The sequence below is a fragment of the Aromatoleum buckelii genome, assembly GCF_012910785.2.
Lineage (GTDB): Bacteria > Pseudomonadota > Gammaproteobacteria > Burkholderiales > Rhodocyclaceae > Aromatoleum > Aromatoleum buckelii.
Map to the genome: position 1 here is coordinate 368,661 of NZ_WTVH02000010.1, position 26,239 is coordinate 394,899.

Here is a 26,239-nt window from a genome sequence, read left to right on the forward strand (position 1 = left end):
GGGCAGCTTTGATCGTCAGGGGCTGTCTTCGGAGGTCATGTTGTGAGCGAAGCGATTCATGCGTCGATCATCATTCCCGTGAAGAATGGAGGGGCGTTGTATCGCAACGTCCTCGACCAGGTGCTGGCACAGAGAGCGCCCTGGCCTTTCGAGTGCATCGTGCTGGATTCAGGCTCCTGGGACGGCTCGCTCCAATATACCGAGTCGAAACCCGATGTACGCTTGAAACAGATTCGCTCGGACGAATTCGGCCATGGGCGCACTCGAAATCTTGGTGCGTCCATGGCGTCCGGAAAATTTCTTGTTTTTATTACCCACGACGCCTTGCCTGTGGATGACCAGTGGCTCGCAAATCTGGTTGCGGCGGCCGAAGTTTCGCCTGCCGTTGCGGGTGTCTTCGGCCGCCACGTGGCCTACCCTGCGGCATCTCCGGTAACGAAGCGCGAGCTTGAAGAACATTTTTCAGGTTTTGGTGGCGCCACCAGCATTTTTCGTATTGAGGATCGCGAACGCTACGCGCAGGACGAGGGGCTCCGCCAGTTTCTTCACTTTTTCTCGAACAATAATGCATGTCTCCGGCGAAGCGTTTGGGAACGAATCCCATATCCGGATGTGGACTTCGCAGAAGATCAGGCGTGGGCCAAGCAGATCATGGAAGCCGGGTACAGCAAAGCATATGCCCCCGCTGCGGCGGTCTACCACTCCCACGATTTCGGAATCATTGAGACGGCGCGCCGTGCTTATGACGAAGCCCGAGCGCTTCACAGGATTTTTGGTTATAGGCAGGTGGCTTCGCCATTGGCGGGGATCCGCAGCTGGAACTACCTCACCCGCCGCAACATGGGTTGGTCGTGGCAGTCGCCTGCTCCCCTTGTCGAGCGGTTGTTTTTCGCGTTGCGAGCCCCCTTGCACGCTGCGAGCAAGTTGGCGGGCCTGTATTTAGGGGAGCGAGAGGGAAGGCTTCCTGTTCTGCTCGCGCGCGTGGCCTCACGTGATCGAGCGTTGCGTACGGTGCAGCGGAAAGTCAATACATTGGAAAGCAGTGAATGACCGATCGATTGATACGTGCCTTGGGCTACAAACTATGGCAACTGGGTTTTTTCGGGACGCTGCGTTTTCTGGCAACTCGCATCGCAGGGCGATTGTCGAGTAGCTCTCCATCGCAGATCCTGCTGCCGCAAAAACGAAATGTAGCCAAGTCGTACGGGATGTTCTGTGATACGGACATCGCCCTCACGGACGACGGTCTCGACCCGGCAGGGTGGATGAACTGGATACTTCCTCCCTTTTCGATCGGTAGTGGAGGTCACCTCAACATTTTTCGCATGGTTGCCATGCTGGAAGGGGAGGGGGTGCGTATTCGATTGCATTTTCTGGGGGATACAGGTTGTGCTGATCCGGCGGAGGTCTCGGATCTGATCAACGAGCATTTCGTTCCGCTCAAGGCGGAGGTCGTCCTCGGAGTTCAGACAATGCGACCGGCCGAGTTTGTCGTAGCAACGTCCTGGGACACGGCGTACTGGGCTGCAAAGGCGCCGGCGGCAGGGCACCGCCTCTATTTCGTGCAGGATTTCGAGCCTTATTTTTATCCGGTTGGAAGCGAGTACGCCTTTGCCGAGCGGACTTACCATTTCGGTCTGACCGGCATCACGGCCGGAGATTGGCTGGCAGAGAAACTGTCCCGGGAATATGGAATGAAGACTTTTCCTTTCGGATTTTCCTATGACAAGGATCTTTATTCACCCAAGCCGAGAAGACCGGGTCCGCGCCGAGTCTTCTTCTACGCGCGCCACGTCACTCCTCGCCGCGGCTTCGAACTCGGGTTGCTTGCCCTGAGCGAACTTCATCTGCGTTTGCCGGATGTGGAAATGGTGTTTGCCGGCTGGGATGCCAGCGAGTTCGACGTGCCCTTTCCCCACCTCAACGCAGGCGTAGTCGCACTTGATGAACTGCCGGAGCTCTATAGCCAGTGTGATGTCGCGCTTGTGCTTTCGTTTACGAACCTTTCTTTGCTGCCGCTTGAAGTAATGGCTTGCGGCTGTCCGGTCGTATCGAACCAGGGCCCGAACGTCGAGTGGTTGCTCAAGGACGAACAGAATGCCTTGCTTTGCGCGCCGACGCCTGCTGCAATCGCTGATGCACTGGAACGAATACTTGTGGATTCGACACTTCGCGACCGGATTGTCGCGGGAGGTCTTGCATTCGCACGTCAAACCGACTGGCCGCGCGAGGGACGCCGGGTGGCGAAAGTGCTGAACGAGTTGAGGGTAACGAGTTGATGCGCCCTACGTTGCAGATACTTTGGATGTGGTTGCGGCGCGATATCAAGTCCCGCTATGCCGGCTCCCTGGTCGGTATGGCCTGGGCTTTCCTCGGCCCCCTTGCAACCATGGGACTTTTTTATGTACTTTTCGCTCACATTTTCAAAGTCCGTGTGCCGGAGCTCACCACGGACACCGGTTACCTCTATTATCTGCTCGCCGGGCTCGTGCCCTGGCTTGCAATCGCGGAAGCTCTTTCACGCGGCACCGGCGTGATCGTGGCGTATGAACAATTCCTGCAGAAACAGGTTTTTTCTGTGGAAGTCCTTCCGCTGAGTGTCGTGTTTTCCGCCCTGCTTCCGCAGTTCGTCGGCACCGCCGTCTTATTCGGACTGCTGGCCGTCGCCGGAGTGGGGGAGCCGATAAGGTGGCTGCTTTGGCCTGGCGTACTCGGACTTCAGGTGCTGATGGTGTCCGGCATCGTCCTTGTCCTGTCTGTTCTTGCCGTGCATCTGCGTGACCTTGTGCACGGTCTTCCGGTGCTGATACAGTTTCTTTTTTATGCGACGCCAATCCTCTTTTCGATGACGATGGTCCCGGAAGCCTATCATCCATTGTTTTTACTCAACCCGTTCGCGGTTCTCATTCAGGCTCATCAGGCCATTCTTCTCGGCTTGCCGTTCGGATTTTTGCAAGCCGCTGCCTTGCTTGGCTGGACTTTGGTGCTCGGAGTAGGCGGAATCGCGTTGTTTCGTGTTCTGAGGCCCACTGTCGGAGACGGCGTGTGAAACGGGACATGGGTTGCGCAATCAAGCTGTCGTCTCTCGGCAGGGCGTACGGCTTCTATGATCACCCGGGCGACCGGCTGCGCGAAGTCTTGTTTCGAAAGCACCTGCGCCGCGAGCACTGGGCCTTGCGAGGGGTGGAGCTCGAGATTCCAATTGGGGAGACTTTCGGCCTAGTGGGGGAAAACGGAGCAGGCAAGAGCACCTTTCTCAAACTGGTCGCAGGCACGATCAGGCCGAGCGAGGGCAGCGTGACGGTAGGTGGGCGGGTCGCGGCCCTGCTGGAACTCGGAGCCGGCTTTCATCCTGAAGAAACGGGGCGCGACAATGTGCTGATGATGGGCGCTCTGAACGGAGTTGCGCCCTCGCGCATGAAGGAATACTACTCACAAGTCATCGAATTCGCCGAACTTAGCGAGGAAGCGTTGACGCGGCCCGTGAAGACCTATTCCTCAGGCATGTTCATGCGCTTGGCGTTTTCCGCCGCAACTGCGGTCGACCCCGATGTGCTTGTGATTGACGAGGCGCTGTCGGTCGGGGACATGTATTTTCAGAAAAAAAGCCTGGACCGGATCATGCGCTTCCGGGATATGGGCAAAACGGTGCTCTTCTGCTCGCATAACCTCTATCAGGTACGTTCCCTGTGCTCCCGGGCGGCTTGGATACACGAAGGAAAAGTTGCCGCGATCGGCGAGACCGAAGGTGTCGTTACCGCGTATGAGAGTTATGAGCGTGAGCGGGATGCCCTCGCCCGCGAAATTGCAGCCCCCGTCGTTGCCGAGGCCGCGTCCGCTTCACGGTCGAGCGCCGTTTCTCCGGTGCGCCTTGTGGACATCACAATTGAAACGTCGGACGGTATCAACCCCGCCTTCGTGGAGACATTCCAACCCGTTCGACTGATCTTCGACGTTGAAAGCCACGAAGAGGGACGGGCGTTTCATGTCGGGTTCTCGATTGTTCGAAACGACAAGGAGAACATTTTCGGCAGCTCCACCCACTTCGTCAGGCCGGACCGGCCGTTGAAGGGGAGGGGAGAGCATCGGGTGGCAGTTCAGTTTCCGCGGTTTCCGATCCTTTCGGGAGACTACCTTATCAGCGCCTATGTGCTGGACGACACGGGTATCCAGGTGTTGGACATGGCGGAACGGGTTCGTCCGTTTCGGGTCCTTCATGTCGGGCGCGAGTTCGGCATGGTTTATATGGCGCATGAGTGGGAGAACGCCTCGTGAGTGTCGGGCAGCGTCTGCGGCTTGGCTCGGCTTTCCCGGTTCTGTCCCAACTTCCTCCCGGCCTTGCATACGCAGCGGCCACGCGCGTCGGTCTGTGGAGTGGCCAGGATCTGGTCAACGCCAGGACGGCGGTGCGCAACGGATACCTCAGGGTGTGGCCGGAAATGGCGAGCGACCCGCCTCTGCTGGATAGCTGGGGTCGGCGCTACACGGACATGCTCGCACGCGAAACGATGGACGTCTTTCGCATGCACCGTCTCGACGCAGGCACGATTCGCCGCCTGATCGATGTCGACGACGTAAGTGCCCTCGCGCAGGCGCAGCAGGAAGGAAGAGGTGTCATTCTCGTGATGGCGCACTTCAGTCGGCTTATCATGCTGCTCGCGGCACTCGGCATGATGGGATTTCGCATCGGCATGTTGACGATGCGGGTCGATAGCTCGAACGAGGCGCTGGCTCCGGCGATGCGCCGGTTCCTGCAGATGAAGATCGACCGCCTTCGTCAGGTGATCCGGGGGAACTGGATCTGTCTGGGAGACAACTTGCGGCCGATGTATACGGGGCTGGCTCGAGGAGAAGTTTGGGTGGTCCTCGCTGATGCCTACATGGCCGATTTTGGTGAATGGCGAGAGTTCCCCTTTCTTGGCGGGACTTTGCGACTGTCAGGCGGAATAGAACGGATCGCGGCGCGCACCGGAGCCCGGATGGTGTATGGAGCGGTGAATGAGCGCGGCAGTCGTCTCGTCGGCGACGTGCGGGCATTGCCGGCCGACCCTTCCGCGGGCTTGGCTGCCGCGGTCGGCGAACTGGAGCGCGACGTGCGCGCTACACCATGGCAATGGTGGCAGTGGAATATCCTTGACTATATTTGGTCCTCCGGAGCTAAAGTTTGATGCAGTCAAAGCGTTGTGTCGTTCTCGGCGCCAACGGTTTTCTCGGTTGTGCTCTGACCCCGCAGCTGCTCGAAGCGGGCCATCATGTGATCGCCTGTGATCTCGCTCGCGAATTCAGCTCGATCGCGCCTCATTCGCGCCTCGAGTGCCTGACGCTCGATTTTCTCGACGAAGTTGCCGTTCGTGAGGCTGTTGCCGGCGCCGACTGGGTGTTTCACCTGGTCAGCACGACGAAGCCCGCGAGTTCGAACGTGAACATGGCTTTTGATGTTCAGACGAACGTGGTTGCGACGATTCATCTGCTCGAGGCCTGCGCTGCCGAAGGGGTGGGGCGCGTGCTCTTCGCTTCTTCGGGTGGAACGGTCTATGGGATTCCGTCGTCGCTTCCGGTGCGTGAGGATATGCCGACGCTCCCCATCGTTTCGTACGGCCTGACCAAGCTTGTCATCGAACGCTACGCCGAACTGTTCGAGCGCCAGAAGGGGCTTCAAACCGTGTCCCTGCGCATCGGCAATCCCTATGGTCCGCGGCACTATGATCCGAACCAGGGAGTGATTCCCGTTTTCATGCGACAGATTCGCCAGGGGCGGCAGCTGAAGATCTGGGGGGACGGCAGCATCATCCGCGACTACGTCTATGTCGATGATGTCGCCCGCGCGTTTATCCTCGCCGCCCGGTACGCCGGGCCGTTGCGCCAGTTCAACATCGCTTCGGGCGAAGGGCGCAGTGTGCGGGACATCGTGCATCAGCTCGAATTGCTGAACGGCGCGCCCGTCGAAGTGGAATATGTCGCGGCACGCGGCTTTGATATTCCGGCGATCGTGCTCGACATCACTCGCGCGCGAGAAGTATTGGGCTGGCACCCCGGCGTGCGGTTCGAGGAGGGGCTGCGGCTCACGTGGGAGGCGATGAGCCTGTGACCGGACAGTACGACTACGCGATCGATCCGGCCGGGGAGTCGACAGCGAACAAGGTGCTGCGCTGGGTGGGAGCCGGCAAGGGGGTGCTCGAGCTGGGGACGGCTTCCGGGGCGATGACTCGTGAATTGAAGCGGCAAGGATGCCGCGTCACGGGCGTGGAGTGCGTCAGCGAAATGGCCCGCGAGGCGGAGCGGTGGTGCGAGCGCATGCTCGTCGGCGATCTCGAAACACTCGATTTCGGCCGCGAACTTGCAGCCGCGAAATACGACGTCATCGTCGCGGCCGATGTTCTCGAACATTTACGCGACCCGACTGCTGTGCTCGAACGCCTGCGTCCTCACGTGCGGGAAGGCGGGCGGCTCGTCCTGTCGGTGCCGAACATCGGCCACGCCGCCGTCATCGCCGGGCTGATCAACGGGCGCTTCGATTACCGTGACAAAGGGCTGCTGGACCGCACTCATCTGCGATTCTTCACCCGCGCAGGCATCGAAGCGATGCTTCACTCGGCAGGCTGGCTCGCGCTCGCGTGGGAGGCGAACCGAGTGCCGCCGGCCGAGACCGAGCTGCGCGGCGACTGGCTTGCCCTCTCCGACGAACTCCGGCGCGAGTTCGCGTCCGTCCCGGACGGAGATGTTTACCAGTTCATCGTCCTCGCCGAACCGGCCACCGAGGCGCAAGTATTGAGCCGCCAGGCAGAAGCGCTGCAGGCGCTCGGTGATACGCATCAGACGCTGCTGCGCGAACATGAGCGCGTGCTGGCCGATCTGCGGGAGCATCAGAAGGCGTTTTCCGAAGCCCGGCAGATCATTGCCGCGCGCGACGCCGAGCTAGCGGACCTGCGCAGCCGGCCTCCGCTGGCGCCGAAACAGGCAGCATTGGAACCGGCAGTTCCGGAACAGGCCGCGCCGGAACACGGCAAGTCCGGCCACGACGGTGATCGGCCGGAGACGACACGGCCTTTTGCCCGCTGGCTCGCGCAGTTCTTCAGGCGCTGACCGGCCGGGCATCAATCTGTAATATCCACGACAAATCAAAAAGGAGTGATTGCATGAGTCCGGTTTTCCGATCGCGCTCGGCGGTGACGGCTGCCCGCGTCTGCGGGCTGCTCGCCGCGGCACTGCTGGGCGGGTGCGCAGCGATGCCCTGGAGCGACCCTGCGGCGGAGCTGCGCACGCGCGCCGAGACGTTCTGGTCCGCGCGCGTCGCCGGCGACCATCTCACCGCGTACCGGCACGAAGCGGTCTCCGTCAGCGACAAGGCCGATCTGCAGCGCTATCTCGCCACCCGCGGCTCGATCAAGTATGTGCGCGCCGAGGTACGCGAAGTGCGGCTGCTTGCGGACGACAATGCGGAAGTGAACGTGCTGGTCGAATACCGCATTCCGTTGATGGGGCAACGCAATCCGCCGATCAAGGGAGACTTGTGGGACAAGTGGCGCCTCATCGACGGAGACTGGTATCGCCTGCCGCCTCGTGCCGGGAAAGGCGACAAGCCCGCTGCGGCGGCGCCGGGCGCCGACGACTGAACGCTTCCGGCGCAATGCCCCTACAACTGAAAAGTGTTGTAATCTTGCATAGGCGCTTGCCGTCAGGGTATTGGCAACTTGCCATGGGGATGGGCCGACGCTATAGTGCCGTTAGCGTTTGTAACGCGCTGATTGCTGATCGCATCGGGATTGGTAAGGTTGGTATCCAACAACTGTTTGGCACCACACTGAGCTGTAAATTACTCTCAACTAGGAGCATTTCATGAAGAAACTGAGTCTTGCTATTGCAGTTGCCGCAACTTTGGGTGCCGGCGTTGCGAATGCGTATGAAGTCGCCGTTCCGGGATCGGGCCTGCTGGTTCCGAACGTGATCCACAACGGCGCGACCGACACGACTGCCGTCGGCCTGACCAACCACACCGCTGCTGCAATCACGGTGTACTGGACGTTCTTCGATCAGGATTCGAATCACATCACCGACGGTCAGTTCGACATGACCGCCAACGACATGGAAGGCTTTGTGTGGGCCAACGAAGCCGGTCTTGGCCTCGAAGGCCAGCGTGGCTATCTGGTGTTCCACGTCGGTACGGCAACCGGCGCCCCCGTGTACGCTCGTGCCATTTCGGGCGCTGCCTTCCAGGCCGATGCCGCTGCTTCCGATGCGGCCTTCGTCCCGACCTTCCCGCTCCAGGATGGCAATGTTCTCGGCTCGGATCTGACGAACCTCGGCCCTGATTCGCTGGTTGCAGTGACCAATGCCCCGGTGACGGATGACGTAATCGCGATGCGCTATCAGATGGATAGCGATTTCTCGACCAACATCGCGCTGTGGGCGACCGGTGGTCTGGCTGCCTCGACGACCGTGAACATGTTCAACGACGAGCAGCAGCGCAAGTCGGTGAACTTCACGTGCGAATTCGACGAGCTGTGCTTCATCGATCCGACCACGATCGCCGGCCGTCCGGTGGATTTCACGAACGGTTTCATCACCTATGCCGTGCCCGACGTGGAGGGTGTAGAGCAGTCCGCAGTCAGCTATTCGGTCATCACGTCGCAGTCGTTCGGTGCTGCCCAGACCCTGCTGAATACGCATGTGGCTACGGCCGACTAATATTTTTTAGCCCGGTTGTAACGAAGAGCACCCGTAAGGGTGCTCTTTTTTTGCAGTGATCGTTTCTTCAACTGTCGCCGGCCGGGCGCTTTTATCGAACTTGGCGAGAAACTGACGTAAAGCCATGAAAACAGTCCGATTGGCAGCAATTGCGCCCGTCGCGTTCGCGGCAGCGCTTCTGTCCGGTTGCACCGGCCTGGCTCCGCACGGAGCCGACGGAACGCGTGAAATGGCGCAGACCGCCGTCACCGACCGCGTCAGGATCGCGAAAGCTGACGATCCGTGGGGCGGGACGCTGTTGCCGCGTGAAGACGACACTTATGTTGCCGCCGCGTTGCATCGGCGCAACCTCCTCGGCGTATGGAAAATCGCGCCCGATCGTCAGATTGCACCTCACGGTCCCGAGAAGGAGACCGGTTACCACCCCGACAGTGTCGCCGCATGGGACGCGAATACCCTTGTCGTCGCCGTCGAAGGGGCCGGCCTGATCCAGTTCTGGCACATCGCCGCGAGCGACATGCAAAAAACCGCCGAGCTGCGCAGCGCGTTTCCGGTGCGCGACCTCGTGACCGGAGATTTCGATGGCGACGGCCATACGGATCTGGTGACGGCGCCTTACAACGGCGATCAGCTCGCGGTGTACTGGGGCGAAGGCGATACTCGCCTGTCCGCGCCGATGTTCATCCCGGCCGGACGGTCTCCGTGGCATCCCGTCGTTCATGACTGGGACGGCGACGGGCGCCCCGATCTGTTGTGGGCCGAACTGGATACCGGCGCAGTGAAACTTGCCCGCAGCGAAGCGGGACGGGCTTTCGAAGTGGTCGAACTGCACCGCGTGTCGGGAACGACGCCGCGTCATATTGCAGTGGGGGATGTTAATCGCGACGGGCGCGAGGATATTGTCGTCGCCGTCGAAGTCGGCGCGGCGGAAGTGCTGCTGGCGACTGGCGAAGGCGGTCTGCAGGTCGAAAAAATTCCGCCGCAGTCGCTCGGTTACGTCGCGGCCGGCGTCATGCAGGACGGTACAGTCGTGCTGGGCGAAGACGAGCAGCTGCTGCTCGCGCGTCGATCCGGCGCCGGCTGGGAGATGCGCCGGCTGCCCGCCGGCTCGCTGCCGACGCCGCTCAGGGTGGCGGATATCGACCGGGATGGCATCGAAGACGTTCTCGTCTTCAACTCCGCCGGCGGCGGCATCGATATACAATTCGGTCCGCTGTGGGAGCGCGCGAAACCGCTGGAGTGAGGCGGCGGCTAGGGCGCCGTGATGGACGAGGGATGGGATAAATGATGTTTTCGTGGCGAAGCTGGTGTCTGGCGGGCGCAGTGCTGATGTTTTCCGGATTGACGTTCGCGGCCGACCAGGACGACCCCGTGTTCGCCGAAATCGCCGGTGAGAGCTTCAGGATTTCGGACCTGCGGACGTTCATCCAGAAACGGCCGGCAGTGGGCGCGCAAGCATTGACGGCGGAAGGCATCCGCGAAGCCGTCGCCGAATTCGTCGATTCGAAAGTGTTCCGGCACGAAGGGGTGCGGCTCGGCATCTCCTCCGATCCGGGCATACCGGTGGACAACGACGGCTACTATTTCAAGGTGCAGTTCGCGACGATCGAAAAATGCGCGACTCCTTCGGACGACGAAGCGCGCCGGTTCTTCGATGCGAATCCTGCGCGCTTTGCGACGCCGGCCTTTGTCCGCGTCGCCCGCGTCGCGCTGCGGGAAAGCGATTCCATCGACGGTGAGCCGGCGACGCTGGCGATCGCTGCGATGCTGACGAAAGTGCGCAGTGGCGAGATGTCCTTTTCCGACGTCGTCGCGCGCGCCGGCGAAGCCGCAAAAGCTGGAGGAGCCGCGCTTGAAATGGGCGACCTCGGATTCATCCAGCTCAGACGCGAGGAAATCGCCGCGAACGACATGCTGCGGAAGCTTTCCGAGGCGAAAAGCGGCGAGCTGATCGGACCGGTGGCGCAGGAGGGCCATGTGTTCGCCTTCGAAGTGCTGGACCGGCGCGAGCCGGTTTTGTTCACGTGGGACGGCGCCAGAAACGATGCGAAGCGGCAGCTGGTTCGCGAATGCCAGCGCAAGAACCTCCAGGCCAAGCGTGCGGAGCTGTATGCACGGTATCAGGTCACGATGCATGAAGCGGTGGTTGCCGCGATCAAGCCGACGCTGCAGGCGGGGAGGTAATGATTCTCGGGGTTCCCGATCCGGTCGCAGCTCACCCGGGATTCGATCGCATCGGCACCGGGAGCCGGATTGCCGCAGATGTGTCGGTTTTCCGCTTTGGCAGTGCCGATCAGGCTTTGATCGTTGGCGACGACTCGGTAATCTACCCGGCCGTGCGCCTCGTGCTCGGCGACACGGGGCAGTGCGCGACGACAAGGCTGGCCATTGGCAGCCGCGTGCATATCAATGTCGGCAGCTATTTGTCCGGGGAGGGCGGACTGGTTATCGAGGATGACGTGCTGATCGGCCCTCATGCGAAGCTGTTGTCCGCCGGGCACGAATTCGACAGCGGTGATTTCCGCGTGAGTCATAATGGGCTGACTCACGGCGAGCTGCGGGTCGGTGCAGGCGCGTGGATCGGCGCTGGCGCGATCGTGCTGCAGGGGATCACTATTGGACGCGGGGCTGTCGTCGGGGCCGGTGCGGTCGTCACTCGCGACGTCCCGGAGTATGCGATCGTTGTCGGAAATCCGGCTCGCCTGGTGCGTTATCGCAAGAAATTCGCACCCCGTGACGAATTGGTGCCCCGGTCGCGCTGGAGTGGCTGGCTCGCATGGTTGAGGAAGGGTAAATGACGCTCAGGAACCATCAGCCCGCAAAAGTGTTTGCCGTGATCGTTGTTTATCGGCCACAGCGGGCTTCCCTCGAGGCTTTGCTCGATGCCCTGCGGCCGCAAGTCGACGACATCATCGTCGTCGATAACGGAATCGCACCGGAACTGGCGCAGGAACTGCTTGCCGGTTGCCGGCATCTGCCGATGCACGGTAACGCCGGTCTTGCCCGTGCGATCAACGAAGGTGCCGAGACTGCGTTTTCGCTTGGTGCAACGCATGTCGCGCTGTTCGACCAGGACAGCTTGCCGTCTTCCGGCATGATCCGGGAACTGCTGCATGCGTCCCGGGCCCTCCAGGACGCCGGACAGGCCGTCGCGGCGGTCGGGCCGCGTTACGTGGACCGCATGCGCAGTGACGCTCCGCCGTTCGTTCGCATCCGCGGAGGGCGTCTGCGGGCAGCGGAATTTACCCGGGACGAACCTTATGTCGATGTCGATTTCGTCATCACTTCCGGCAGCCTCATCGACAGCACTGCCTGGCAGGCGATCGGCGGGATGGAGGAGCGCCTCTTCATCGACTACGTGGATATCGAATGGGGACTGCGCGCGCGGGAAATGGGATATCGCTCGTTCGGTGTCTGCAGTGCCACAATGAATCACGCAATCGGAGAGGCTCCGGTACGGGTGTTCGGCCGGCTCATCAGCATCCACTCGCCTACCCGACGGTACTACCAGTTCCGCAACGCCGTTTGGCTCTACCGCCGCCGGGGCATGCCCAACGATTGGAAGGTTGCCGACGGCCGCCGTTTTTTGCTCAAGTTTTTGTTTTACGCAATCGCGAAGTCGCCCCGAGGAAAAACCTTCCGGATGATGGTGAAGGGAGTGTGGCATGGCCTCGTGGGACGGATGGGCGCTCTCGTGTAAGTGGGCGATGGCAACCGGCTGGTGTTCGAAATCGATTCGACAACGCACCCCCACACCCCCCAACACCCGGAAGGAGAGACTATGGAAACCTGCGTGTTCTGCCGCATCGCCAAAGGCGAGCTGCCGGCGTCCAAGATATTCGAAGACGATGCGACGCTCGCTTTCATGGACCTGCAGTCGGTGAATCCCGGCCATGCGCTGGTGGTCGTGAAGCCGCATCGCGCGAACATCTACGAACTCGACGACGAACTGGCGTCGGCGGTTTTCCGCACGGCGGCGCGGGTCGCGCGGGCGGTCAAGAAGGCGTATGGCTGCGAGGGCGTGACGCTGTTCCAGGCGAACGAGCCGGCCGGGGCGCAGACGGTGTTCCATTTCCACATCCACGTGCTGCCGCGCTGGGAAGGCGACGGGCTGGCGCTGGCGTGGCCGGCGAAGAATCCGCCGCGCGAGGCGCTCGAGGAGATGGCGGCGAAGCTGCGCGCGGTGATCTGAGCGTCCGCTGTTGCCCGTGCGCCTGCGCCTGCGGGTCGGCCCGCGGGCGGGGGTGCAAGAGTTCTATAATGGCCGCCTTTTCCGTCCGGCAGGTGCGCCATGTCCATTCTCGTCTGCGGCTCCGTCGCCTACGACACGATCATGGTCTTTCATGATCGCTTCAAGAGCCACATTCTCCCCGAACAGATCCACATCCTGAACGTGTCGTTCCTCGTGCCCGACATGCGCCGGGAGTTCGGCGGCTGCGCGGGCAACATCGCCTACAACCTCAAGCTGCTCGGCGCCGATCCGCTGATCATGGCGACCGTCGGCGACGACGCCGGAGCGTACCGGGAGCGGTTGCGCGAGCTCGGCCTGCGCGACGATCACCTCACGCACGTGCCCGACACGTTCACCGCCCAGGCTTTCATCACGACGGATCTCGACGACAACCAGATCACCGCGTTCCATCCGGGGGCGATGAACCATTCGCACCTGAACCGCGTGCAGGACGCGGCGGGCGTGAAGCTCGGCATCGTGTCGCCGGACGGGCGCGACGGCATGCTGAACCACGCGTCGCAGTTTGCCGAGGCGGGGATCCCGTTCGTGTTCGACCCGGGGCAGGGAATGCCGCTGTTGTCCGGCGGCGAGCTGCTGGAATGCCTGAAACTGGCCCGTTACTGCACGGTCAACGACTATGAGGCGAAATTGCTGAGCGAGAAGACGGGGCGCACGCTCGCCGAGCTCGCCGAAGAGGTGGAAGCGCTGGTCGTGACGCTCGGGCCGGAAGGCTCGCAGATCTACGCGGAAGGCCGGTGCATCACGATTCCTTGTGTCGCCCCCGACCAACTGGCAGATCCGACCGGCTGCGGCGACGCCTATCGCGCCGGAGTTCTCTACGGTATTGCGAACCGTTACGACTGGCAGCGAACGGGGCGGCTCGCGTCGGTGATGGGGGCGATCAAGATTGGGTACCGCGGCGGGCAGAACCACGCGCCCGCGCGCAACGACATTGCCGAACGGTATGCGGCAGCATTTGGAGAGGCGTTATGGTGAGCGGGATGAAGGTGAATCGTGGTAAAACGCAACGGCTCGCGCTGGTCGCGGCCTTGGTCGCGGCCCTGGGTGTGGCGGGTTGCGCGTCCGGCCTCGGCGGCGGCGCCTACCAGCGCGGCGAGGCGCGGCGCACGATGGTCGTCCAGTACGGCACGGTCGAGGGAGTGCGGGCGGTGAAGCTGGAAGGCACGAAGACGCCAGTCGGGCCGGTAGCGGGCGCCGCGGTCGGCGGGATTGCCGGTAGCGGCGTCGGCGGCGGACGTGGGCAGGCGATCGCGACGGTGATCGGCGCAGTGGCGGGCGGTCTGGCTGGCGCTGCAGTCGAGGAAGGCGCGACGCGCCAGCCGGGCGTCGAAGTTACCGTGCGGCTCGAGAACGGCCAGGTGCTGGCGGTGGTGCAGGAGGACGGCGGGGAGAACTTCCGTATCGGCGAACGGGTTCGCCTGGTGCGGGACGCCGGCACGACGCGGGTCACGCGCTGAGATTGCGTTCCCGGCCGGCGCGAAGTCGGTCGGGAGCGCTTCAACCGAAGATCACCAATCCCCACACCATCACGAGATTGACCAGCGCGAGCAGCACTGCCGCGCTGCCGATGTCTTTCGCGCGCTTGGCCAAGAGGTGGTGCTCCAGCGAGACACGATCGACAGTCGCTTCGATTGCGGAGTTCACGAGTTCGACGATCAGCAGCAGCAGCACGCTGCCGACGAGCAGCGCCTTGCTCGTACCACTGATTGGCATGAAGAGCGCGAGTGGCACCAGCACGGCGGCCAGCACGCATTCCTGACGAAACGCGTCTTCATGTTCGATCGCGGCACGAAGTCCGGCGAACGAGTAGCGAAAGGCGTTCCAGATCCGCATCAGGCCGGTCTTGCCTTTGAACGGGCTTTTGCGGGTGTCCGGGGAAAAGTGCTGCATCAGGATTCCAGATTATCGAGGATCGGCCCGGCAGCCGCCCGGGCTCGTGCGTCACGCCGGTTCACGGATAGAAAGCATAGACCCGGTAACCGCTGGCTTCGACCCCCGGTGCCTCGAACGGCAATTGCACGACGATGTCGCGTCCGGCGTCGAATCTTTGTTCGGCACTTCCCTGTTCGAGGAGGCCGGCGGGGAGCCACTGCGCCGGCCCGAGCACGCGGCGCACGAGCGGCTGGTCCTGAACGTCGGTCAGCGTCAGTTCGAGATGGGGATAAGCCTGAGGGTGAGGAGCCTGGTTCCGGATCGTCGCGTTCAGCACGAAGCGCGCGGCGCGGCCGGGCTCGGATTGCAGTTCGGAAGCTTCGATGCTGATCGCACCGGCGACTCGCGGCAGCGGGAGCGTACATTTCAGGTGCGCGCACGCGGAGAGATAAGCCGGGCGCAACTTTGGCCACGTGCGGGTGATGCCGTCACGGAAGACGAAAGCGCTCTGCACCGCCAGCGCGCTAAGCAGGATGCCGATTCCCAGCCCGGACAGCCAGCGCCTGCCGCGGGAAGCCGGCGAGCCGTAGGTTGCGTCGAGATGCTCGCGGTCGGTCGCGTCTTCGGCTGCCTGAGTGCGAGAGGAAGCGGATCCGGCCGACAGCTCGTCATCCTGGTGGTCCGGTAACGTCGCGCTTTGGACAGCATCGGGGGCCTCGAGCGGTTTTGGCGCAATGCTCGCCAAGCGCGCACGCCGGATCGGCGGCAAGGGATCGTCTTCGGCGGCCGCATCGCCGGTTGCGCCGGGAAGATGCCCGTCGCTTGGCAGGACGGGTTCGCGGTAGTCGCGTGGTTCGAACGGCTCGGGGATGAATGTCGCGACGGCTTCGGGCTCGTCACGATCCCCGTCGCCCCTTGCGTCGAGCCGCGACTGCGGCCGGTCGATGAATTCGTCGAACGCCTCGTAACTAGCGTGCTGCGGCCACGACTGCGGGGAATGTAGGGGCGGTTGCGCAGCGACAGGGCGGGAGGAAGCCAGGAAAGTTTCCGGGATCTCGAAATCCAGCCTGTCGCTGAAATCGTCGGGCTGCGGAATTTCGGTTTCGGCGTCCAGTCTGGGCGCTGCTCCTGTTCGGTGTTCAGCCCCCTGTTGCGTCACTGCAGGGGCTGAAGGCAGCTCGTCGAGGATGAAAAAGCGGTCGTCGCGCTCCGCAACCGATTCGGGAGGGCGGGGCGCTGCGGCAACGGGCGGTGGGGACACCGGCGTGGCGGGTGCCGACGCGGGTTTAACGTGCAGCACGCGATCGAGCGCGTTGAACGACGCATAGCAGCGTCCACAGCGGACTTCGCCCTGATGCGCGCGCAGCTGCTCGGGCTGCACCCGGAATACCGTCTGGCAGGCCGGGCAGCGCGCGAACATCACTGGCTCCCGGTTTGCCGCGGAGAGCCGCCCTCAAGCCGCGCCCAGCCTTCGTGTGTCGCGCCGACGCGCAACGGCAGGAACGGTGCGTATGCCGCGATCACCTGTTCGGTCTGGGTCTCGAGCACGCCGGACAGCGCGATCCTGCCGCCGGGAGCGACCCGGGCGGCGAGCAGCGGCGCCAGCACGCACAGCGGATTCGTCAGGATGTTGGCGACGACGACGTCGAAGCGCGCGTCGAGCGGCTGGCGAGAGTGCTGCAGCCGCAGCGCGACATGGTTGCGCGCGGCGTTGTCGCGCGCCGCGTCGAGCGCCTTGTCGTCGATGTCGACGCCGAGCACCTCATTGGCGCCGAGGCGCGCTGCGGCGATGCCGAGGATCCCCGAGCCGCAGCCGTAGTCGAGCACCGTGTCGCCCGCCTGCACCGCGTCGCACAGCCACTCTAGGCACAGCCGCGTCGTCGGATGCGAGCCGGTGCCGAAAGCCATGCCGGGATCGAGCTCGATATTGATCGCTGCCGGGTCGGGCGCAGCATGCCACGACGGCACGATCCACATCCGATCGGTGACGCGGATCGGCTCGAACTGGCTCTGGGTGAGCTGCACCCAGTTCTGCTCGGCGATCTCTTCGAGCGTGAAAGGCGGCACCGCATCGAAGCCGGCGTCGGCCGCCGCACGGGCCAGCGCGACAGTGAGGTCGGCGTCCGCGTCGAACAGCGCGATGACGCGACTGTGATCCCACAGCCCAACCGGATGATGCCCCGGCTCGCCGAACTGCGGCTTCTCGGCGTCGGTGCCGGCGTCGGCGTCCTCGATGCTGATCGACAGCGCGCCGGCGTCCATCAGCGCCTCGGATAGCGCTTCGGCCTTGTGCGCTTCGGCCTGCAGGGTTACCGCGATCCACATGATGTGCGCGTCCGCGGCCTGGTCAGGCAAGGTTCTTGACTTCGTTGCGTTCGGCGAGCTTGTGTTCCAGGTAATGGATGCTCGTGCCGCCCTCGACGAAACGCGCATCGAGCATCAGCTCCTGATGCAGCGGCACGTTCGTCTTGATGCCTTCGACCGCCATCTCCGACAGCGCGATCCGCATGCGCCGGATCGCCTGCTCGCGCGTGTCGCCGTACGCGATCAGCTTGCCGATCATCGAATCGTAATGCGACGGGATCGTGTAGCCGTTATAGACGTGCGAATCGACGCGGATGCCGGGGCCGCCGGGCATGTGCCAGTTCGTGATCTTCCCCGGGCAGGGGGTGAATTTGAACGGGTCCTCGGCGTTGATGCGGCACTCGATCGCGTGGCCGCGGAACTCGATGTGGCGCTGGCGGAACCACAGCTTTTCGCCGGTCGCGATGCGGATCTGCGCCTGCACGATGTCGATGCCGGTGATCATCTCGGTGACGGGATGTTCGACCTGCACGCGCGTGTTCATCTCGATGAAGTAGAACTCGCCGTTCTCGTACAGGAACTCGAACGTGCCCGCGCCGCGGTAACCGATCGTGCGGCAGGCCTCGGCGCAGCGCTCGCCGACTTTCGCGATGGCCTTGCGGTCGATGCCTGGGGCCGGCGCTTCCTCGATGACTTTCTGGTGGCGGCGCTGCATCGAGCAGTCGCGTTCGCCCAGATAGACTGCGTTGCCGTGCTCGTCGGCGAGCACCTGGATCTCGACGTGGCGCGGGTTCTCGAGGAATTTTTCCATGTAGACGACCGGGTTGCCGAACGCCGCGTCGGCTTCGGCGCGGGTCGTCGCGACCGCGTTGAGCAGCGCCGCCTCGGTGTGGACGACTCGCATCCCGCGACCGCCGCCGCCGCCGGCCGCCTTGATGATGACGGGGTAGCCGACGGCGCGGGCGATCTTGACGATCTCTTTCGGTTCTTCGGGCAGCGCGCCTTCCGAACCCGGCACGCACGGCACTCCGGCAGCCTTCATCGCATCCTTGGCGCTGACCTTGTCACCCATCAGCCGGATCGTGTCGGAGCGCGGGCCGATGAAGACGAAGCCGGACTGCTCGACGCGTTCGGCGAAGTCGGCGTTCTCGGACAGGAAACCGTAGCCCGGATGGATCGCTGCGGCGTCGGTGACTTCGGCTGCCGAGATGATCGCGGGGACGTTCAGGTAGCTCAGCGCCGATTGCGCGGGGCCGATGCACACGGATTCGTCGGCGAGCTTGACGTACTTCGCTTCGGTGTCCGCGACCGAGTGGACCGCAACGGTGCGGATGCCCAGCTCGCGACACGCGCGCAGCACGCGCAGCGCGATTTCGCCGCGGTTGGCAATCAGGATCTTTTCAAACATGGGGTGCCTCCGCGGCGAAATCGCGCTCGGATGCGGCGCGTACCGCGCGATTTGGCTGCGCCGCTGCGCCGCCTGCAGGCGGCTGGTCACCGCGGTTGGCGATCAGTATCTTTTCAAACATGAGGGCTTTCAGGCGATGATGAACAGCGGCTGGCCGTATTCGACCGGCTGGCCGTTTTCGACGAGGACCGCTTTCACGGTGCCGGCGAACTCGGATTCGATCTCGTTCATCAGCTTCATCGCTTCGATGATGCACAGACGGTCGCCGATCGCGACGGCCTGGCCGACATCGACGAGAGGTTTGGCGCCCGGCGCCGAGGCGCGATAGAACGTGCCGACCATCGGCGATTTCACAACCAGGCCTTCGGGGACGTCATCGACGGGCGGGGTCAGCACGATCGCCGGAGCCGGTGCCGCCGCGAATTGCGGCACGCTCGCCGGCATCTGCGTGAGGTAATTCGAAACGGGGGCGGTGCTGTGTTTGGCGATGCGGACTTTTTCTTCGCCCTCGGTGACTTCCAGTTCCGAAATGCCCGACTCCTGGACGAGGTCGATCAACTTCTTCAGCTTGCGCAGATCCATGCTGTTCTCCGAGCGGGGCGCCGCCGCACGGGGCGCCCGGGGGTTTGTGTCAGGGTTTCCGCAGCTCCGACAGCGCGTATTCGAGCGCGGCCAGGTAGCCGTAGGGCCCCAGTCCGCAGATCACGCCGGCTGCACAGTCGGAAAAATAGGAGTGATGCCGGAACGCGTCCCGGGCATGAATGTTGGAAAGATGCACCTCGACGTACGGGATCGCGACCGCGAGGAGGGCGTCGCGCAGCGCGACGCTGGTATGAGCGTAAGCGGCGGGATTGAGGATGATGAAGCCGATCTCTTCGAGCGGCGACGCCTGCACGCGGTCGATCAGCTCGCCTTCGTGGTTGCTCTGGAACGATTCGACGAGGACGCCTTCGGCGCGTCCGCGGGCTTCCATCGCGGAATGGATGTCGGCAAGCGTCGTGCGGCCATAGACATCGGGCTCCCGGGTGCCGAGAAGGTTTAGGTTCGGTCCGTGCAGGACCAGGATCCGGGGCTGCGGCGGAGGCGCGGCATCTGGGTTTTTACTGCGTTTTTGGCGCGTCATGCCGGCAAGTTTGCCGCAATTAGCCGCATTTTGTCCAGTGGCGTGCGGCGCGCCGCCGTGAATTACTCATCGACGAGTGCGCGGATTTTGCCTTCTAGTTCAGTGCGATTCAAGGTGCCGAGCTTGATGTGCGCGATCTTTCCCGCGCGGTCGAAAATGATCGTGTAGGGCAACGCCTGCACCGCGTTTCCGAGCGCGGAAGTCAGCTCCAGCGTTTGCGGGGTGCCGATCAGGAGCGGATACGGAACGTCGTGCTCTTCGCCGAACTTCCGCACGCTCTCGGCCTTGTCGATGCCGAGGCCGACGAATTGCACCGGGGAATCGACAAAACTGCGGCTGACCGCGGCGAAGTCCGGAATCTCGGTCAGACAGGGCGGACACCACGTCGCCCAGAAGTTGACCACCAGCACGCGGTCCCGCCACTGCTGCAGCGCCTGGGGTTCGCCGTGCGAATCAGGCAGCGTCAGCGCGAGAATCGCGTTCCCCGCTGCCGGATCGACCTGCACAGCCGGGGCGGGATCGGACGTGCTGCGGGAAACCAGGAAACCGGCCACCGCGGCGAGCACGGCGACGGCGACGATGATGAGGTGACGCCTGCCGATCCCTTTCATGCGCTCCGGCCTTCGCTTGCCTGAACGAGCGCTTCGACCGCCGGCAGGCGTGCGCGCTCGATGTTGCGGCGGCTGACGCGCTCGGCGTGGGCGGTGTAGAGCGAAAGCCTGATCGGCACGTGGTTCCAGTCGAAGCTCAGGATGGCTTCGGGAGCATTCGGGGCGCCGCGTCGGGGTTCGCGGTGTTCGTAGCCGATGTCGTGGTTGAGGAAGAAGATCTCGACGTCCTTGGCGCTTTCGGGATACAGCTCGATGTCGACTTCGGTGTAGCGCCCCGCGGTGCCGTCAAGTGCGCCCCCGGTGAGATAGGGTCGGAACTCGCCCAGCAGGCGCATCACCTCGATCGCCGCGCGACGCATTTCGAGCAGCCGCTCGGGCTGCTCTTCGTCCTGGTACAGGGCCTGCCACGCGCGCAGCTCGGCTTCGATCTCGGCGTTGTTGGGCAGCGCCTCGGACTCGGAGATGCCGAGCTGGCGGGCTGCCTTGCGTTTCGCGAAGCCGAAGTCGCTGATGCCGTCCTCGGCCATCATGCGGGCGGCGAGCGCGGCGACTCCGCGCCGCAGGTTGCCGCTTCGGGAAGCATTCGCGCGGGAAGTCATGGTCGCGAGTCCGGCAGACGGTCGATGTAGAATGCCGCCCATTCTACACGGGCGGGTTTCAATCACCTTGAGACGCTGCCCGGCTCCCGGAGTTTTCATGCACATCCACATTCTCGGCATCTGCGGCACCTTCATGGGAGGCGTCGCGCTGCTGGCCCGCACGGCCGGTCACACTGTCACCGGCTGCGACGCGAACGTGTACCCGCCGATGAGCACGCAGCTCGAAGCCCAAGGCATCGGCCTGACCGAAGGCTACGATGCGGCGCAGGTCGATCTCGCGCCGGACGTCTACGTCATCGGCAACGCGGTGTCGCGCGGCAATCCGCTGCTCGAAGCGATTCTCGATCGCGGCCTGCCCTATGTGTCGGGGCCGCAGTGGCTCGCCGAGAACGTGCTGCAGGGGCGCTGGGTGCTCGCCGTCGCGGGAACGCACGGCAAGACGACGACGACGTCGATGCTCGCGTGGATGCTCGAAGACGCCGGTCTCGAGCCCGGGTTCCTCGTCGGCGGCGTGCCGGGGAACTTCGGCGTTTCGGCGCGCCTGACCGATTCTCCGTTTTTCGTCATCGAAGCCGACGAATACGACACCGCGTTCTGCGACAAGCGGTCGAAGTTCGTTCATTACCGGCCGCGCACTGCGATCCTGAACAACCTCGAGTTCGATCACGCAGATATCTTCGGCGATCTGGCCGCGATCGAAACGCAATTTCATCATCTAGTGCGCACGATTCCCGCTTCAGGGCGGATCATCGCGAACGCGGACGAGGAGAGCCTGAAACGCGTGATGGGCCGCGGTTGCTGGTCCGAGCTGGAATGGTTCGGCGACGGGGCCCAGTGGTCCGCGGCAGCGGGCGCGGATGAGAGCGAGGCAGTATTCCGTCTGCGCGACGAAATCGTCGGCAGTGTGGCGATGCCGATGAGCGGCAGCCACAACCGCAGCAATGCGCTCGCGGCGATTGCCGCAGCCCGCCATGTCGGCGTCACGCCGGTGCAGGCGGTCGCGAGCCTGGCCGGCTTCCGGGGAATCAAGCGCCGCATGGAAGTGCGCGGAAAGGTCCGCGGCATCACCGTCTACGACGACTTCGCCCACCACCCGACCGCGATCGCGCTGACCGTCGAAGGCCTGCGCCGCTGCGAGCCGGCAGGACGCATCCTCGCGGTGCTCGAGCCGCGCTCGAACACGATGAAGCTGGGCGTCATGAAGGACCGGCTGCCGGAGAGCCTCGCGCAGGCGGACCGCGTCTATTGCTACGCGAACGGCCTCGGGTGGGACGTTGCGGGCGCGCTCGCGCCGCTCGGCGACCGGGGTGCGACGTACGCCGATCTCGACCGGCTCGTCGAGGACGTCGCGGCGGCGGCGCGGCCGGGAGATCATGTGCTGGTGATGAGCAACGGGGGATTCGGCGGGGTCCATGACAAACTGCTCGCCGCGCTCGCGCGCCCGGGAAGCTGTTAAGGCGGCAATCAAAACAAGCGTTGCAACCGTTCGCCCTGAGCTTGTCGAAGGGCGCTGCCAAGGCTTCGACAAGCTGTCCTGAGCGAGGCCGAAGGGGTCAGCCCGAATGGTATTTGTTTGCGGCGTCGATAGGCGCCGGCCGCAGCGCGGCCGACCGCCGATTCGCGAAACGCCTGTTACGTGCCGGCGCTGCGCTGGCCGTCGAGCCGGCGCGCTTCCTGATCGGTGATGTATTCGAACACCCGCACGACCTTGCGCACTCCGGACGTCGTGCGCGCGACGTCGGTCGCGGCATCGGCTTCGCGGCGCGTGACAAGGCCGAGCAGATAGACGGTGCTGGCTTCGGTGACGACTTTGACGTGGTGCGCGCCGAAGGTTGCGGCATCGACGAAACGGGCCTTGACCTTCGACGTGATGACCGAGTCGTTGCTGCGCGACGTCAGCGATGCGATGCCGGCAACCTGCACTTCGTTCGTGATGCCGCGCACGTTCGACACGCCGCTGACGACGCGTTCGATTTCGGCGCGGTGCGCTTCGCTCGGCGCTTCGCCGGTGAGGAGGACGTTGCGGTTGAACGAAGTGATGTTGACGTGCACGGCGTCGCCCATCCGGTCGCGCAGGGCACTTGCCGCGCGCCATTCGATCCCTTCATCCTCGACGTAGGCTCCCGACGTGCGCCGGTCGGCCACCATCGCCGCTCCGGCCCCAACGCCGCCGGCGACGAGCGGAAAGCAACCTTGCAGGACCGGCAGCGCTGCAGTGGCGGTCAGGCCGAGAAGGAAGGTCCGGCGGGTGACTTGCGGGCGTGATTCGCTCATTGGTCTTCTACTCCGAGTAACAGACAATCGATGCCGTCGCACAGGCAGTGCAGGGTCAGCAGGTGAACTTCCTGGATGCGGGCGGTGCGCTGTGCCGGAACGCACAGATGGACGTCGTCGTCGCCGAGCAGGGCGTTGATGTGTCCGCCGCCGTTGCCGGTCAGCGCGATGACGCGCATTTCGCGTTCGTGCGCGGCCGCGATGGCCTCGATGACGTTGGGCGAGTTTCCGCTCGTCGAGATCGCGAGCAGCACGTCGCCGGGATGTCCGAGCGCGCGCACCTGTTTGGAGAATACTTGCGTGAAATCGTAGTCGTTGGCGATCGACGTCAGCGTCGAGGTGTCGGTCGTCAGCGCGATCGCCGCGAGCGGAGGGCGTTCCATCTCGAAGCGATTGACCAGTTCGGCCGCAAAATGCTGCGCGTCCGCGGCCGAGCCGCCATTGCCGCACGCGAGGATCTTGCCGTTGTTCAACAGGCTGCCGATCATGATTTCCACAGCCCCGGCAATCGGCGCGGCGAGCGCTTCGAGCGCGTCGAGCTTGACGCGCGCGCTGTCTTCGAACTGTCTGGAGATGCGATGGATGAGGTCCATGGATGGCCTTCGGGTCACTTCGTCGGGGGCAAAAGTCTAGCATGGGGGCGCGCGGACGCCGTGTCGCACGGGCGAGCGGTGAAACGCGGGCGTCGTGCTTACGATCCATCGGCGTCGAACGCGGCTTTCAGCCATTCGACCCTGTCCTCGTCGAGATCGGCGAGCAGCGCCGCGTCGAAACGGCAAGGCCGTCCGGCGTGCCGACGGCCGGCGCCGGCCAGCCACCACCGCGCGGCGAGGACGACGCGCCGCTGCTTGGCCGGCGTGATGCTGGCCGCGGCGCCGCCGAAGCGAGCGTTCGTGCGCAGCCGCACTTCGACGAACACGACGATGCCGTGGTCGAGGCATACGAGATCGATCTCGCCGCCGCGGCAGCGCACGTTGCGCGCCAGCACGATGAGCCCCCGACGCGCGAGGAAGCGCTCGGCGAGCGCTTCGGCTGCCGCTCCCGACGCTTGCTTCCGGGTCGTGGAGGCGCCGACAATGGCGCCTTCCTTCACGTTCCGGTCACCCTTCATGGCTCACGGCTCCTCGCCCCTTTCCAGTATGCCGTCATTGTATGTGGTGGCGACGCCGCTCGGGAACCTGCAGGATATCAGCGCGCGCGCGCAGGCCGTGCTGGCGGGCGTGGAAGTCATCGCGGCCGAGGACACGCGCCACAGCCAGCGCCTGCTCGATGCGCTCGGCATCGCCACGCGGCTCGTCGCGCTGCACGAGCACAACGAGCAGGCGGCCGCCGGGCAGGTGATCCGCATGCTGCAGGCGGGGCAGCACGTCGCGCTGATCAGCGACGCCGGCACGCCCGCGATCTCCGACCCCGGGGCGCGCGCAGTCGCGCGAGTGCGCGAAGCGGGGTTCCCGGTGGTGCCCATTCCCGGCCCGTGTGCCGCGATCGCCGCGCTGTCGGCAGCCGGCTTTGTCGATAACGGCTTCCATTTCGTCGGCTTCCTGCCGCCGAAGTCCGCCGCGCGCCGCGCCGACATCGACGCGCTGCGCGCCGTCGCGGTGCCGCTGGTGTTCTACGAGTCGCCGCACCGCATCGTCGAATGCGTCGCGGATCTCGCAGCAGTGCTCGAAGCGGAGCGCGAGATCGTCATCGCGCGCGAACTGACGAAGCTGTTCGAGCAGATCGTGCGGGTGCCGCTCGGCGACGCGGCGGCGTGGCTGGCCGAGGACGCGAACCGCGTGCGCGGCGAATTCGTGCTGGTGGTGTCAGGGGCGCCCGCGCGCGAAGGGCTGGACCCGCAGGCCGAGCGGGTGCTCGCGCTGCTGATCGCGGAGCTGCCGGTCAAGACCGCCGCACGGCTCGCAGCCGACATCACCGGTGCGCCGAAGAATGCTCTCTATGCGCGGGCGCTGGAACTCAGGGGAGATTGAAGCGCGCCTATAATTATTGCCGGCGACGCATCCCGAACCCCACTCCAGCTTCCCGACTCCGAAGTTTCCCTATCCGGGCTTCTCTTTCGAATCGAAGATCATGCAGACGATTTCCCTGATCCGCCCCGACGACTGGCATCTGCACGTGCGCGACGGCGCAGCGCTGGCGACCGTCGTGCCGCATACCGCGCGCCGCTTCGGTCGCGCGCTGATCATGCCGAACCTGCGCCCGCCGGTGACGACGGCCGCGCAGGCGCTCGAATACCGCGCCCGCATCCTCGCTGTACTGCCGTCCGGCCTGCGCTTTGAGCCGCTGATGAGCCTGTACCTCACCGACAACACCTCGCCCGATGAAATCGACCGTGCCAAGGCGAGCGGCGCGGTCGTCGCCGTCAAGCTGTATCCGGCCGGCGCGACGACGAACTCCGATGCAGGCGTGACCGGCATCGAAAAAGTCCATGGGGTGCTCGAGCGCATGGAAAAGCTCGGCATGGTGCTGTGCGTGCATGGCGAAGTCACTCACGGCGACGTGGACGTGTTCGACCGCGAGCAGGTGTTCATCGAGCAGGTCCTGGCGCCGCTGGTGGCGCGCTTTCCCGCCCTGCGCGTCGTCTTCGAGCACATCACGACCGCCGAAGCCGCGCGCTTCGTGCAGGACGCCGGCCCGAACGTCGGCGCGACCGTGACAGCACATCACCTGCTGCTCAACCGCAACGCGATTTTCGCCGGCGGCATCCGCCCGCATCATTACTGTCTGCCCGTGCTCAAGCGCGAAACCCACCGTCGGGCGCTGGTCGAAGCGGCGACGTCGGGCAGCGCGAAGTTTTTCCTCGGTACCGACTCCGCGCCGCATTCGCGCGCCGCGAAAGAGGCCGCCTGCGGCTGCGCTGGGTGCTACACGGCGCACGCCGCGATCGAGCTGTACGCCGAGGCCTTCGAGCAGGCCGGAGCGCTCGACCGGCTCGAGGCTTTCGCGAGCCTGAACGGCCCCGCGTTCTACGGCCTTGCGCCGAACGCCGAGCGGATCACGCTGGCGAAAGACGCGTGGGAAGTGCCGACTGCATACGAATACCTGCACGACGACCCGCTGGTCCCGCTGCGTGCCGGCGAAACAGTCGCCTGGCGCGTGCTCTGACAGGAT

General features: G+C 64.2%; 30 protein-coding genes. 19 read left to right on the top strand and 11 right to left on the bottom strand.

Annotated elements, in window-relative coordinates:
• Positions 1 to 42: 42 nt before the first annotated feature.
• The 16 genes from GO608_RS12385 to GO608_RS12460 all read left to right on the top strand — a co-directional run bounded on the left by GO608_RS12385 (position 43) and on the right by GO608_RS12460 (position 14,394).
• On the top strand, positions 43 to 1,050 hold the full coding sequence (locus tag GO608_RS12385; RefSeq protein WP_211159470.1) for a glycosyltransferase family 2 protein: 1,008 nt from the start codon (positions 43 to 45) through the stop codon (positions 1,048 to 1,050).
• Entirely contained in the window at positions 1,047 to 2,279 is a 1,233-nt protein-coding gene (locus GO608_RS12390) for a glycosyltransferase family 4 protein (protein WP_169199319.1), read from the top strand. The genes GO608_RS12385 and GO608_RS12390 overlap by 4 nt, the downstream gene beginning before the upstream one ends.
• Positions 2,279 to 3,049: an ABC transporter permease gene (locus tag GO608_RS12395; protein ID WP_169199318.1), complete on the top strand. Its 771-nt coding sequence runs from the start codon at positions 2,279 to 2,281 to the stop codon at positions 3,047 to 3,049. The genes GO608_RS12390 and GO608_RS12395 overlap by 1 nt, the downstream gene beginning before the upstream one ends.
• Positions 3,046 to 4,275, top strand: a complete 1,230-nt coding sequence (locus GO608_RS12400; protein WP_211159469.1) for an ABC transporter ATP-binding protein — start codon at positions 3,046 to 3,048, stop codon at positions 4,273 to 4,275. Before GO608_RS12395 ends, GO608_RS12400 begins: the two co-directional genes overlap by 4 nt.
• On the top strand, positions 4,257 to 5,168 hold the full coding sequence (locus GO608_RS12405) for a lysophospholipid acyltransferase family protein (RefSeq protein WP_211159468.1): 912 nt from the start codon (positions 4,257 to 4,259) through the stop codon (positions 5,166 to 5,168). Before GO608_RS12400 ends, GO608_RS12405 begins: the two co-directional genes overlap by 19 nt.
• A complete protein-coding gene (locus GO608_RS12410) occupies positions 5,168 to 6,088 on the top strand; it encodes an NAD-dependent epimerase/dehydratase family protein (protein ID WP_169199316.1) in 921 nt (306 codons plus the stop codon). Before GO608_RS12405 ends, GO608_RS12410 begins: the two co-directional genes overlap by 1 nt.
• Entirely contained in the window at positions 6,085 to 7,083 is a 999-nt protein-coding gene (locus tag GO608_RS12415) for a class I SAM-dependent methyltransferase (RefSeq protein ID WP_169199315.1), read from the top strand. The genes GO608_RS12410 and GO608_RS12415 overlap by 4 nt, the downstream gene beginning before the upstream one ends.
• Before the next feature lie 53 nt (positions 7,084 to 7,136).
• Complete coding sequence (locus GO608_RS12420; protein ID WP_169199314.1) at positions 7,137 to 7,613, top strand: hypothetical protein; 477 nt, start codon at positions 7,137 to 7,139, stop codon at positions 7,611 to 7,613.
• A 223-nt stretch (positions 7,614 to 7,836) separates the two neighbouring features.
• Complete coding sequence (locus GO608_RS12425; RefSeq protein ID WP_169199994.1) at positions 7,837 to 8,685, top strand: hypothetical protein; 849 nt, start codon at positions 7,837 to 7,839, stop codon at positions 8,683 to 8,685.
• Positions 8,686 to 8,914: 229 nt separating this feature from the next.
• Complete coding sequence (locus GO608_RS12430) at positions 8,915 to 9,928, top strand: FG-GAP repeat domain-containing protein (protein WP_169199995.1); 1,014 nt, start codon at positions 8,915 to 8,917, stop codon at positions 9,926 to 9,928.
• A 41-nt stretch (positions 9,929 to 9,969) separates the two neighbouring features.
• Positions 9,970 to 10,869, top strand: a complete 900-nt coding sequence (locus GO608_RS12435; RefSeq protein ID WP_169199996.1) for a peptidyl-prolyl cis-trans isomerase — start codon at positions 9,970 to 9,972, stop codon at positions 10,867 to 10,869.
• A gap of 80 nt (positions 10,870 to 10,949) precedes the next feature.
• A complete protein-coding gene (locus tag GO608_RS19525; protein ID WP_281505730.1) occupies positions 10,950 to 11,483 on the top strand; it encodes an acyltransferase in 534 nt (177 codons plus the stop codon).
• 26 nt (positions 11,484 to 11,509) lie between these two features.
• Positions 11,510 to 12,385, top strand: a complete 876-nt coding sequence (locus GO608_RS12445; protein WP_169199998.1) for a glycosyltransferase family 2 protein — start codon at positions 11,510 to 11,512, stop codon at positions 12,383 to 12,385.
• Positions 12,386 to 12,466: 81 nt separating this feature from the next.
• Entirely contained in the window at positions 12,467 to 12,877 is a 411-nt protein-coding gene (locus GO608_RS12450) for an HIT family protein (RefSeq protein ID WP_169199999.1), read from the top strand.
• Between the two features lie 99 nt (positions 12,878 to 12,976).
• Entirely contained in the window at positions 12,977 to 13,912 is a 936-nt protein-coding gene (locus tag GO608_RS12455) for a carbohydrate kinase family protein (RefSeq protein WP_169200000.1), read from the top strand.
• 5 nt (positions 13,913 to 13,917) lie between these two features.
• On the top strand, positions 13,918 to 14,394 hold the full coding sequence (locus GO608_RS12460) for an outer membrane lipoprotein (RefSeq protein WP_169200001.1): 477 nt from the start codon (positions 13,918 to 13,920) through the stop codon (positions 14,392 to 14,394).
• 40 nt (positions 14,395 to 14,434) lie between these two features.
• On the opposite strand, the gene GO608_RS12465 is transcribed toward GO608_RS12460, so the two are convergent.
• The 8 genes from GO608_RS12465 to GO608_RS12500 all read right to left on the bottom strand — a co-directional run bounded on the left by GO608_RS12465 (position 14,435) and on the right by GO608_RS12500 (position 20,854).
• A complete protein-coding gene (locus tag GO608_RS12465) occupies positions 14,435 to 14,827 on the bottom strand; it encodes a diacylglycerol kinase (protein ID WP_169200002.1) in 393 nt (130 codons plus the stop codon).
• 61 nt (positions 14,828 to 14,888) lie between these two features.
• Positions 14,889 to 16,229: a DUF3426 domain-containing protein gene (locus GO608_RS12470; RefSeq protein WP_169200038.1), complete on the bottom strand. Its 1,341-nt coding sequence runs from the start codon at positions 16,227 to 16,229 to the stop codon at positions 14,889 to 14,891.
• Positions 16,229 to 17,134: a 50S ribosomal protein L11 methyltransferase gene (prmA, locus tag GO608_RS12475; RefSeq protein WP_169200039.1), complete on the bottom strand. Its 906-nt coding sequence runs from the start codon at positions 17,132 to 17,134 to the stop codon at positions 16,229 to 16,231. Before prmA ends, GO608_RS12470 begins: the two co-directional genes overlap by 1 nt.
• 22 nt (positions 17,135 to 17,156) lie before the next feature.
• Positions 17,157 to 18,521, bottom strand: a complete 1,365-nt coding sequence (gene accC / locus GO608_RS12480; protein ID WP_169200003.1) for an acetyl-CoA carboxylase biotin carboxylase subunit — start codon at positions 18,519 to 18,521, stop codon at positions 17,157 to 17,159.
• Between the two features lie 129 nt (positions 18,522 to 18,650).
• Positions 18,651 to 19,103 (bottom strand): acetyl-CoA carboxylase biotin carboxyl carrier protein, encoded by a 453-nt coding sequence (gene accB, locus GO608_RS12485; protein WP_169200004.1) that lies wholly within the window; start codon positions 19,101 to 19,103, stop codon positions 18,651 to 18,653.
• 49 nt (positions 19,104 to 19,152) lie between these two features.
• On the bottom strand, positions 19,153 to 19,644 hold the full coding sequence (gene aroQ / locus GO608_RS12490) for a type II 3-dehydroquinate dehydratase (RefSeq protein WP_169200005.1): 492 nt from the start codon (positions 19,642 to 19,644) through the stop codon (positions 19,153 to 19,155).
• A 62-nt stretch (positions 19,645 to 19,706) separates the two neighbouring features.
• Entirely contained in the window at positions 19,707 to 20,255 is a 549-nt protein-coding gene (locus GO608_RS12495) for a TlpA family protein disulfide reductase (RefSeq protein WP_169200006.1), read from the bottom strand.
• Positions 20,252 to 20,854, bottom strand: a complete 603-nt coding sequence (locus GO608_RS12500; protein WP_169200007.1) for a hypothetical protein — start codon at positions 20,852 to 20,854, stop codon at positions 20,252 to 20,254. The genes GO608_RS12495 and GO608_RS12500 overlap by 4 nt, the downstream gene beginning before the upstream one ends.
• Before the next feature lie 97 nt (positions 20,855 to 20,951).
• Here GO608_RS12500 and mpl point away from each other — a divergent pair, with 97 nt between their 5' ends.
• Complete coding sequence (gene mpl / locus GO608_RS12505) at positions 20,952 to 22,310, top strand: UDP-N-acetylmuramate:L-alanyl-gamma-D-glutamyl-meso-diaminopimelate ligase (RefSeq protein WP_169200008.1); 1,359 nt, start codon at positions 20,952 to 20,954, stop codon at positions 22,308 to 22,310.
• Positions 22,311 to 22,486: 176 nt separating this feature from the next.
• Here mpl and GO608_RS12510 read toward each other — a convergent pair whose 3' ends face one another.
• The 3 genes from GO608_RS12510 to GO608_RS12520 all read right to left on the bottom strand — a co-directional run bounded on the left by GO608_RS12510 (position 22,487) and on the right by GO608_RS12520 (position 24,239).
• Positions 22,487 to 23,128: a BON domain-containing protein gene (locus GO608_RS12510; protein ID WP_169200009.1), complete on the bottom strand. Its 642-nt coding sequence runs from the start codon at positions 23,126 to 23,128 to the stop codon at positions 22,487 to 22,489.
• Positions 23,125 to 23,721, bottom strand: a complete 597-nt coding sequence (locus GO608_RS12515; RefSeq protein WP_169200010.1) for a phosphoheptose isomerase — start codon at positions 23,719 to 23,721, stop codon at positions 23,125 to 23,127. The genes GO608_RS12510 and GO608_RS12515 overlap by 4 nt, the downstream gene beginning before the upstream one ends.
• A gap of 98 nt (positions 23,722 to 23,819) precedes the next feature.
• Positions 23,820 to 24,239, bottom strand: coding sequence for a YraN family protein (locus tag GO608_RS12520; protein ID WP_169200011.1), 420 nt, complete (start codon positions 24,237 to 24,239; stop codon positions 23,820 to 23,822).
• On the opposite strand from GO608_RS12520, the gene rsmI reads away from it, so the two are divergent.
• Both rsmI and pyrC read left to right on the top strand, forming a co-directional pair.
• Entirely contained in the window at positions 24,238 to 25,098 is an 861-nt protein-coding gene (gene rsmI, locus GO608_RS12525) for a 16S rRNA (cytidine(1402)-2'-O)-methyltransferase (RefSeq protein WP_247003108.1), read from the top strand. The genes GO608_RS12520 and rsmI overlap by 2 nt on opposite strands.
• A gap of 100 nt (positions 25,099 to 25,198) precedes the next feature.
• Positions 25,199 to 26,233, top strand: a complete 1,035-nt coding sequence (pyrC, locus tag GO608_RS12530; RefSeq protein ID WP_169200012.1) for a dihydroorotase — start codon at positions 25,199 to 25,201, stop codon at positions 26,231 to 26,233.
• The last annotated feature ends 6 nt before the right edge of the window (positions 26,234 to 26,239 follow it).

What these genes read in the sequence shown, in the direction of transcription:
- GO608_RS12460 (WP_169200001.1), top strand. Translation starts at nt 13,918, where the DNA reads ATGAAGGTGAATCGTGGTAAAACGCAACGGCTCGCGCTGGTCGCGGCC.
- GO608_RS12500 (WP_169200007.1), bottom strand. Translation starts at nt 20,854, where the DNA reads ATGACTTCCCGCGCGAATGCTTCCCGAAGCGGCAACCTGCGGCGCGGA.
- GO608_RS12470 (WP_169200038.1), bottom strand. Translation starts at nt 16,229, where the DNA reads ATGTTCGCGCGCTGCCCGGCCTGCCAGACGGTATTCCGGGTGCAGCCC.
- GO608_RS12430 (WP_169199995.1), top strand. Translation starts at nt 8,915, where the DNA reads ATGGCGCAGACCGCCGTCACCGACCGCGTCAGGATCGCGAAAGCTGAC.
- mpl (WP_169200008.1), top strand. Translation starts at nt 20,952, where the DNA reads ATGCACATCCACATTCTCGGCATCTGCGGCACCTTCATGGGAGGCGTC.
- GO608_RS12420 (WP_169199314.1), top strand. Translation starts at nt 7,137, where the DNA reads ATGAGTCCGGTTTTCCGATCGCGCTCGGCGGTGACGGCTGCCCGCGTC.
- GO608_RS12450 (WP_169199999.1), top strand. Translation starts at nt 12,467, where the DNA reads ATGGAAACCTGCGTGTTCTGCCGCATCGCCAAAGGCGAGCTGCCGGCG.
- GO608_RS12425 (WP_169199994.1), top strand. Translation starts at nt 7,837, where the DNA reads ATGAAGAAACTGAGTCTTGCTATTGCAGTTGCCGCAACTTTGGGTGCC.
- GO608_RS12510 (WP_169200009.1), bottom strand. Translation starts at nt 23,128, where the DNA reads ATGAGCGAATCACGCCCGCAAGTCACCCGCCGGACCTTCCTTCTCGGC.
- prmA (WP_169200039.1), bottom strand. Translation starts at nt 17,134, where the DNA reads ATGTGGATCGCGGTAACCCTGCAGGCCGAAGCGCACAAGGCCGAAGCG.
- GO608_RS12410 (WP_169199316.1), top strand. Translation starts at nt 5,168, where the DNA reads ATGCAGTCAAAGCGTTGTGTCGTTCTCGGCGCCAACGGTTTTCTCGGT.
- GO608_RS12395 (WP_169199318.1), top strand. Translation starts at nt 2,279, where the DNA reads ATGCGCCCTACGTTGCAGATACTTTGGATGTGGTTGCGGCGCGATATC.
- accC (WP_169200003.1), bottom strand. Translation starts at nt 18,521, where the DNA reads ATGTTTGAAAAGATCCTGATTGCCAACCGCGGCGAAATCGCGCTGCGC.
- GO608_RS12515 (WP_169200010.1), bottom strand. Translation starts at nt 23,721, where the DNA reads ATGGACCTCATCCATCGCATCTCCAGACAGTTCGAAGACAGCGCGCGC.
- accB (WP_169200004.1), bottom strand. Translation starts at nt 19,103, where the DNA reads ATGGATCTGCGCAAGCTGAAGAAGTTGATCGACCTCGTCCAGGAGTCG.
- GO608_RS12495 (WP_169200006.1), bottom strand. Translation starts at nt 20,255, where the DNA reads ATGAAAGGGATCGGCAGGCGTCACCTCATCATCGTCGCCGTCGCCGTG.
- pyrC (WP_169200012.1), top strand. Translation starts at nt 25,199, where the DNA reads ATGCAGACGATTTCCCTGATCCGCCCCGACGACTGGCATCTGCACGTG.
- GO608_RS12465 (WP_169200002.1), bottom strand. Translation starts at nt 14,827, where the DNA reads ATGCAGCACTTTTCCCCGGACACCCGCAAAAGCCCGTTCAAAGGCAAG.
- rsmI (WP_247003108.1), top strand. Translation starts at nt 24,238, where the DNA reads ATGGCTCACGGCTCCTCGCCCCTTTCCAGTATGCCGTCATTGTATGTG.
- GO608_RS12390 (WP_169199319.1), top strand. Translation starts at nt 1,047, where the DNA reads ATGACCGATCGATTGATACGTGCCTTGGGCTACAAACTATGGCAACTG.
- GO608_RS12435 (WP_169199996.1), top strand. Translation starts at nt 9,970, where the DNA reads ATGATGTTTTCGTGGCGAAGCTGGTGTCTGGCGGGCGCAGTGCTGATG.
- aroQ (WP_169200005.1), bottom strand. Translation starts at nt 19,644, where the DNA reads ATGACGCGCCAAAAACGCAGTAAAAACCCAGATGCCGCGCCTCCGCCG.
- GO608_RS12455 (WP_169200000.1), top strand. Translation starts at nt 12,977, where the DNA reads ATGTCCATTCTCGTCTGCGGCTCCGTCGCCTACGACACGATCATGGTC.
- GO608_RS12520 (WP_169200011.1), bottom strand. Translation starts at nt 24,239, where the DNA reads ATGAAGGGTGACCGGAACGTGAAGGAAGGCGCCATTGTCGGCGCCTCC.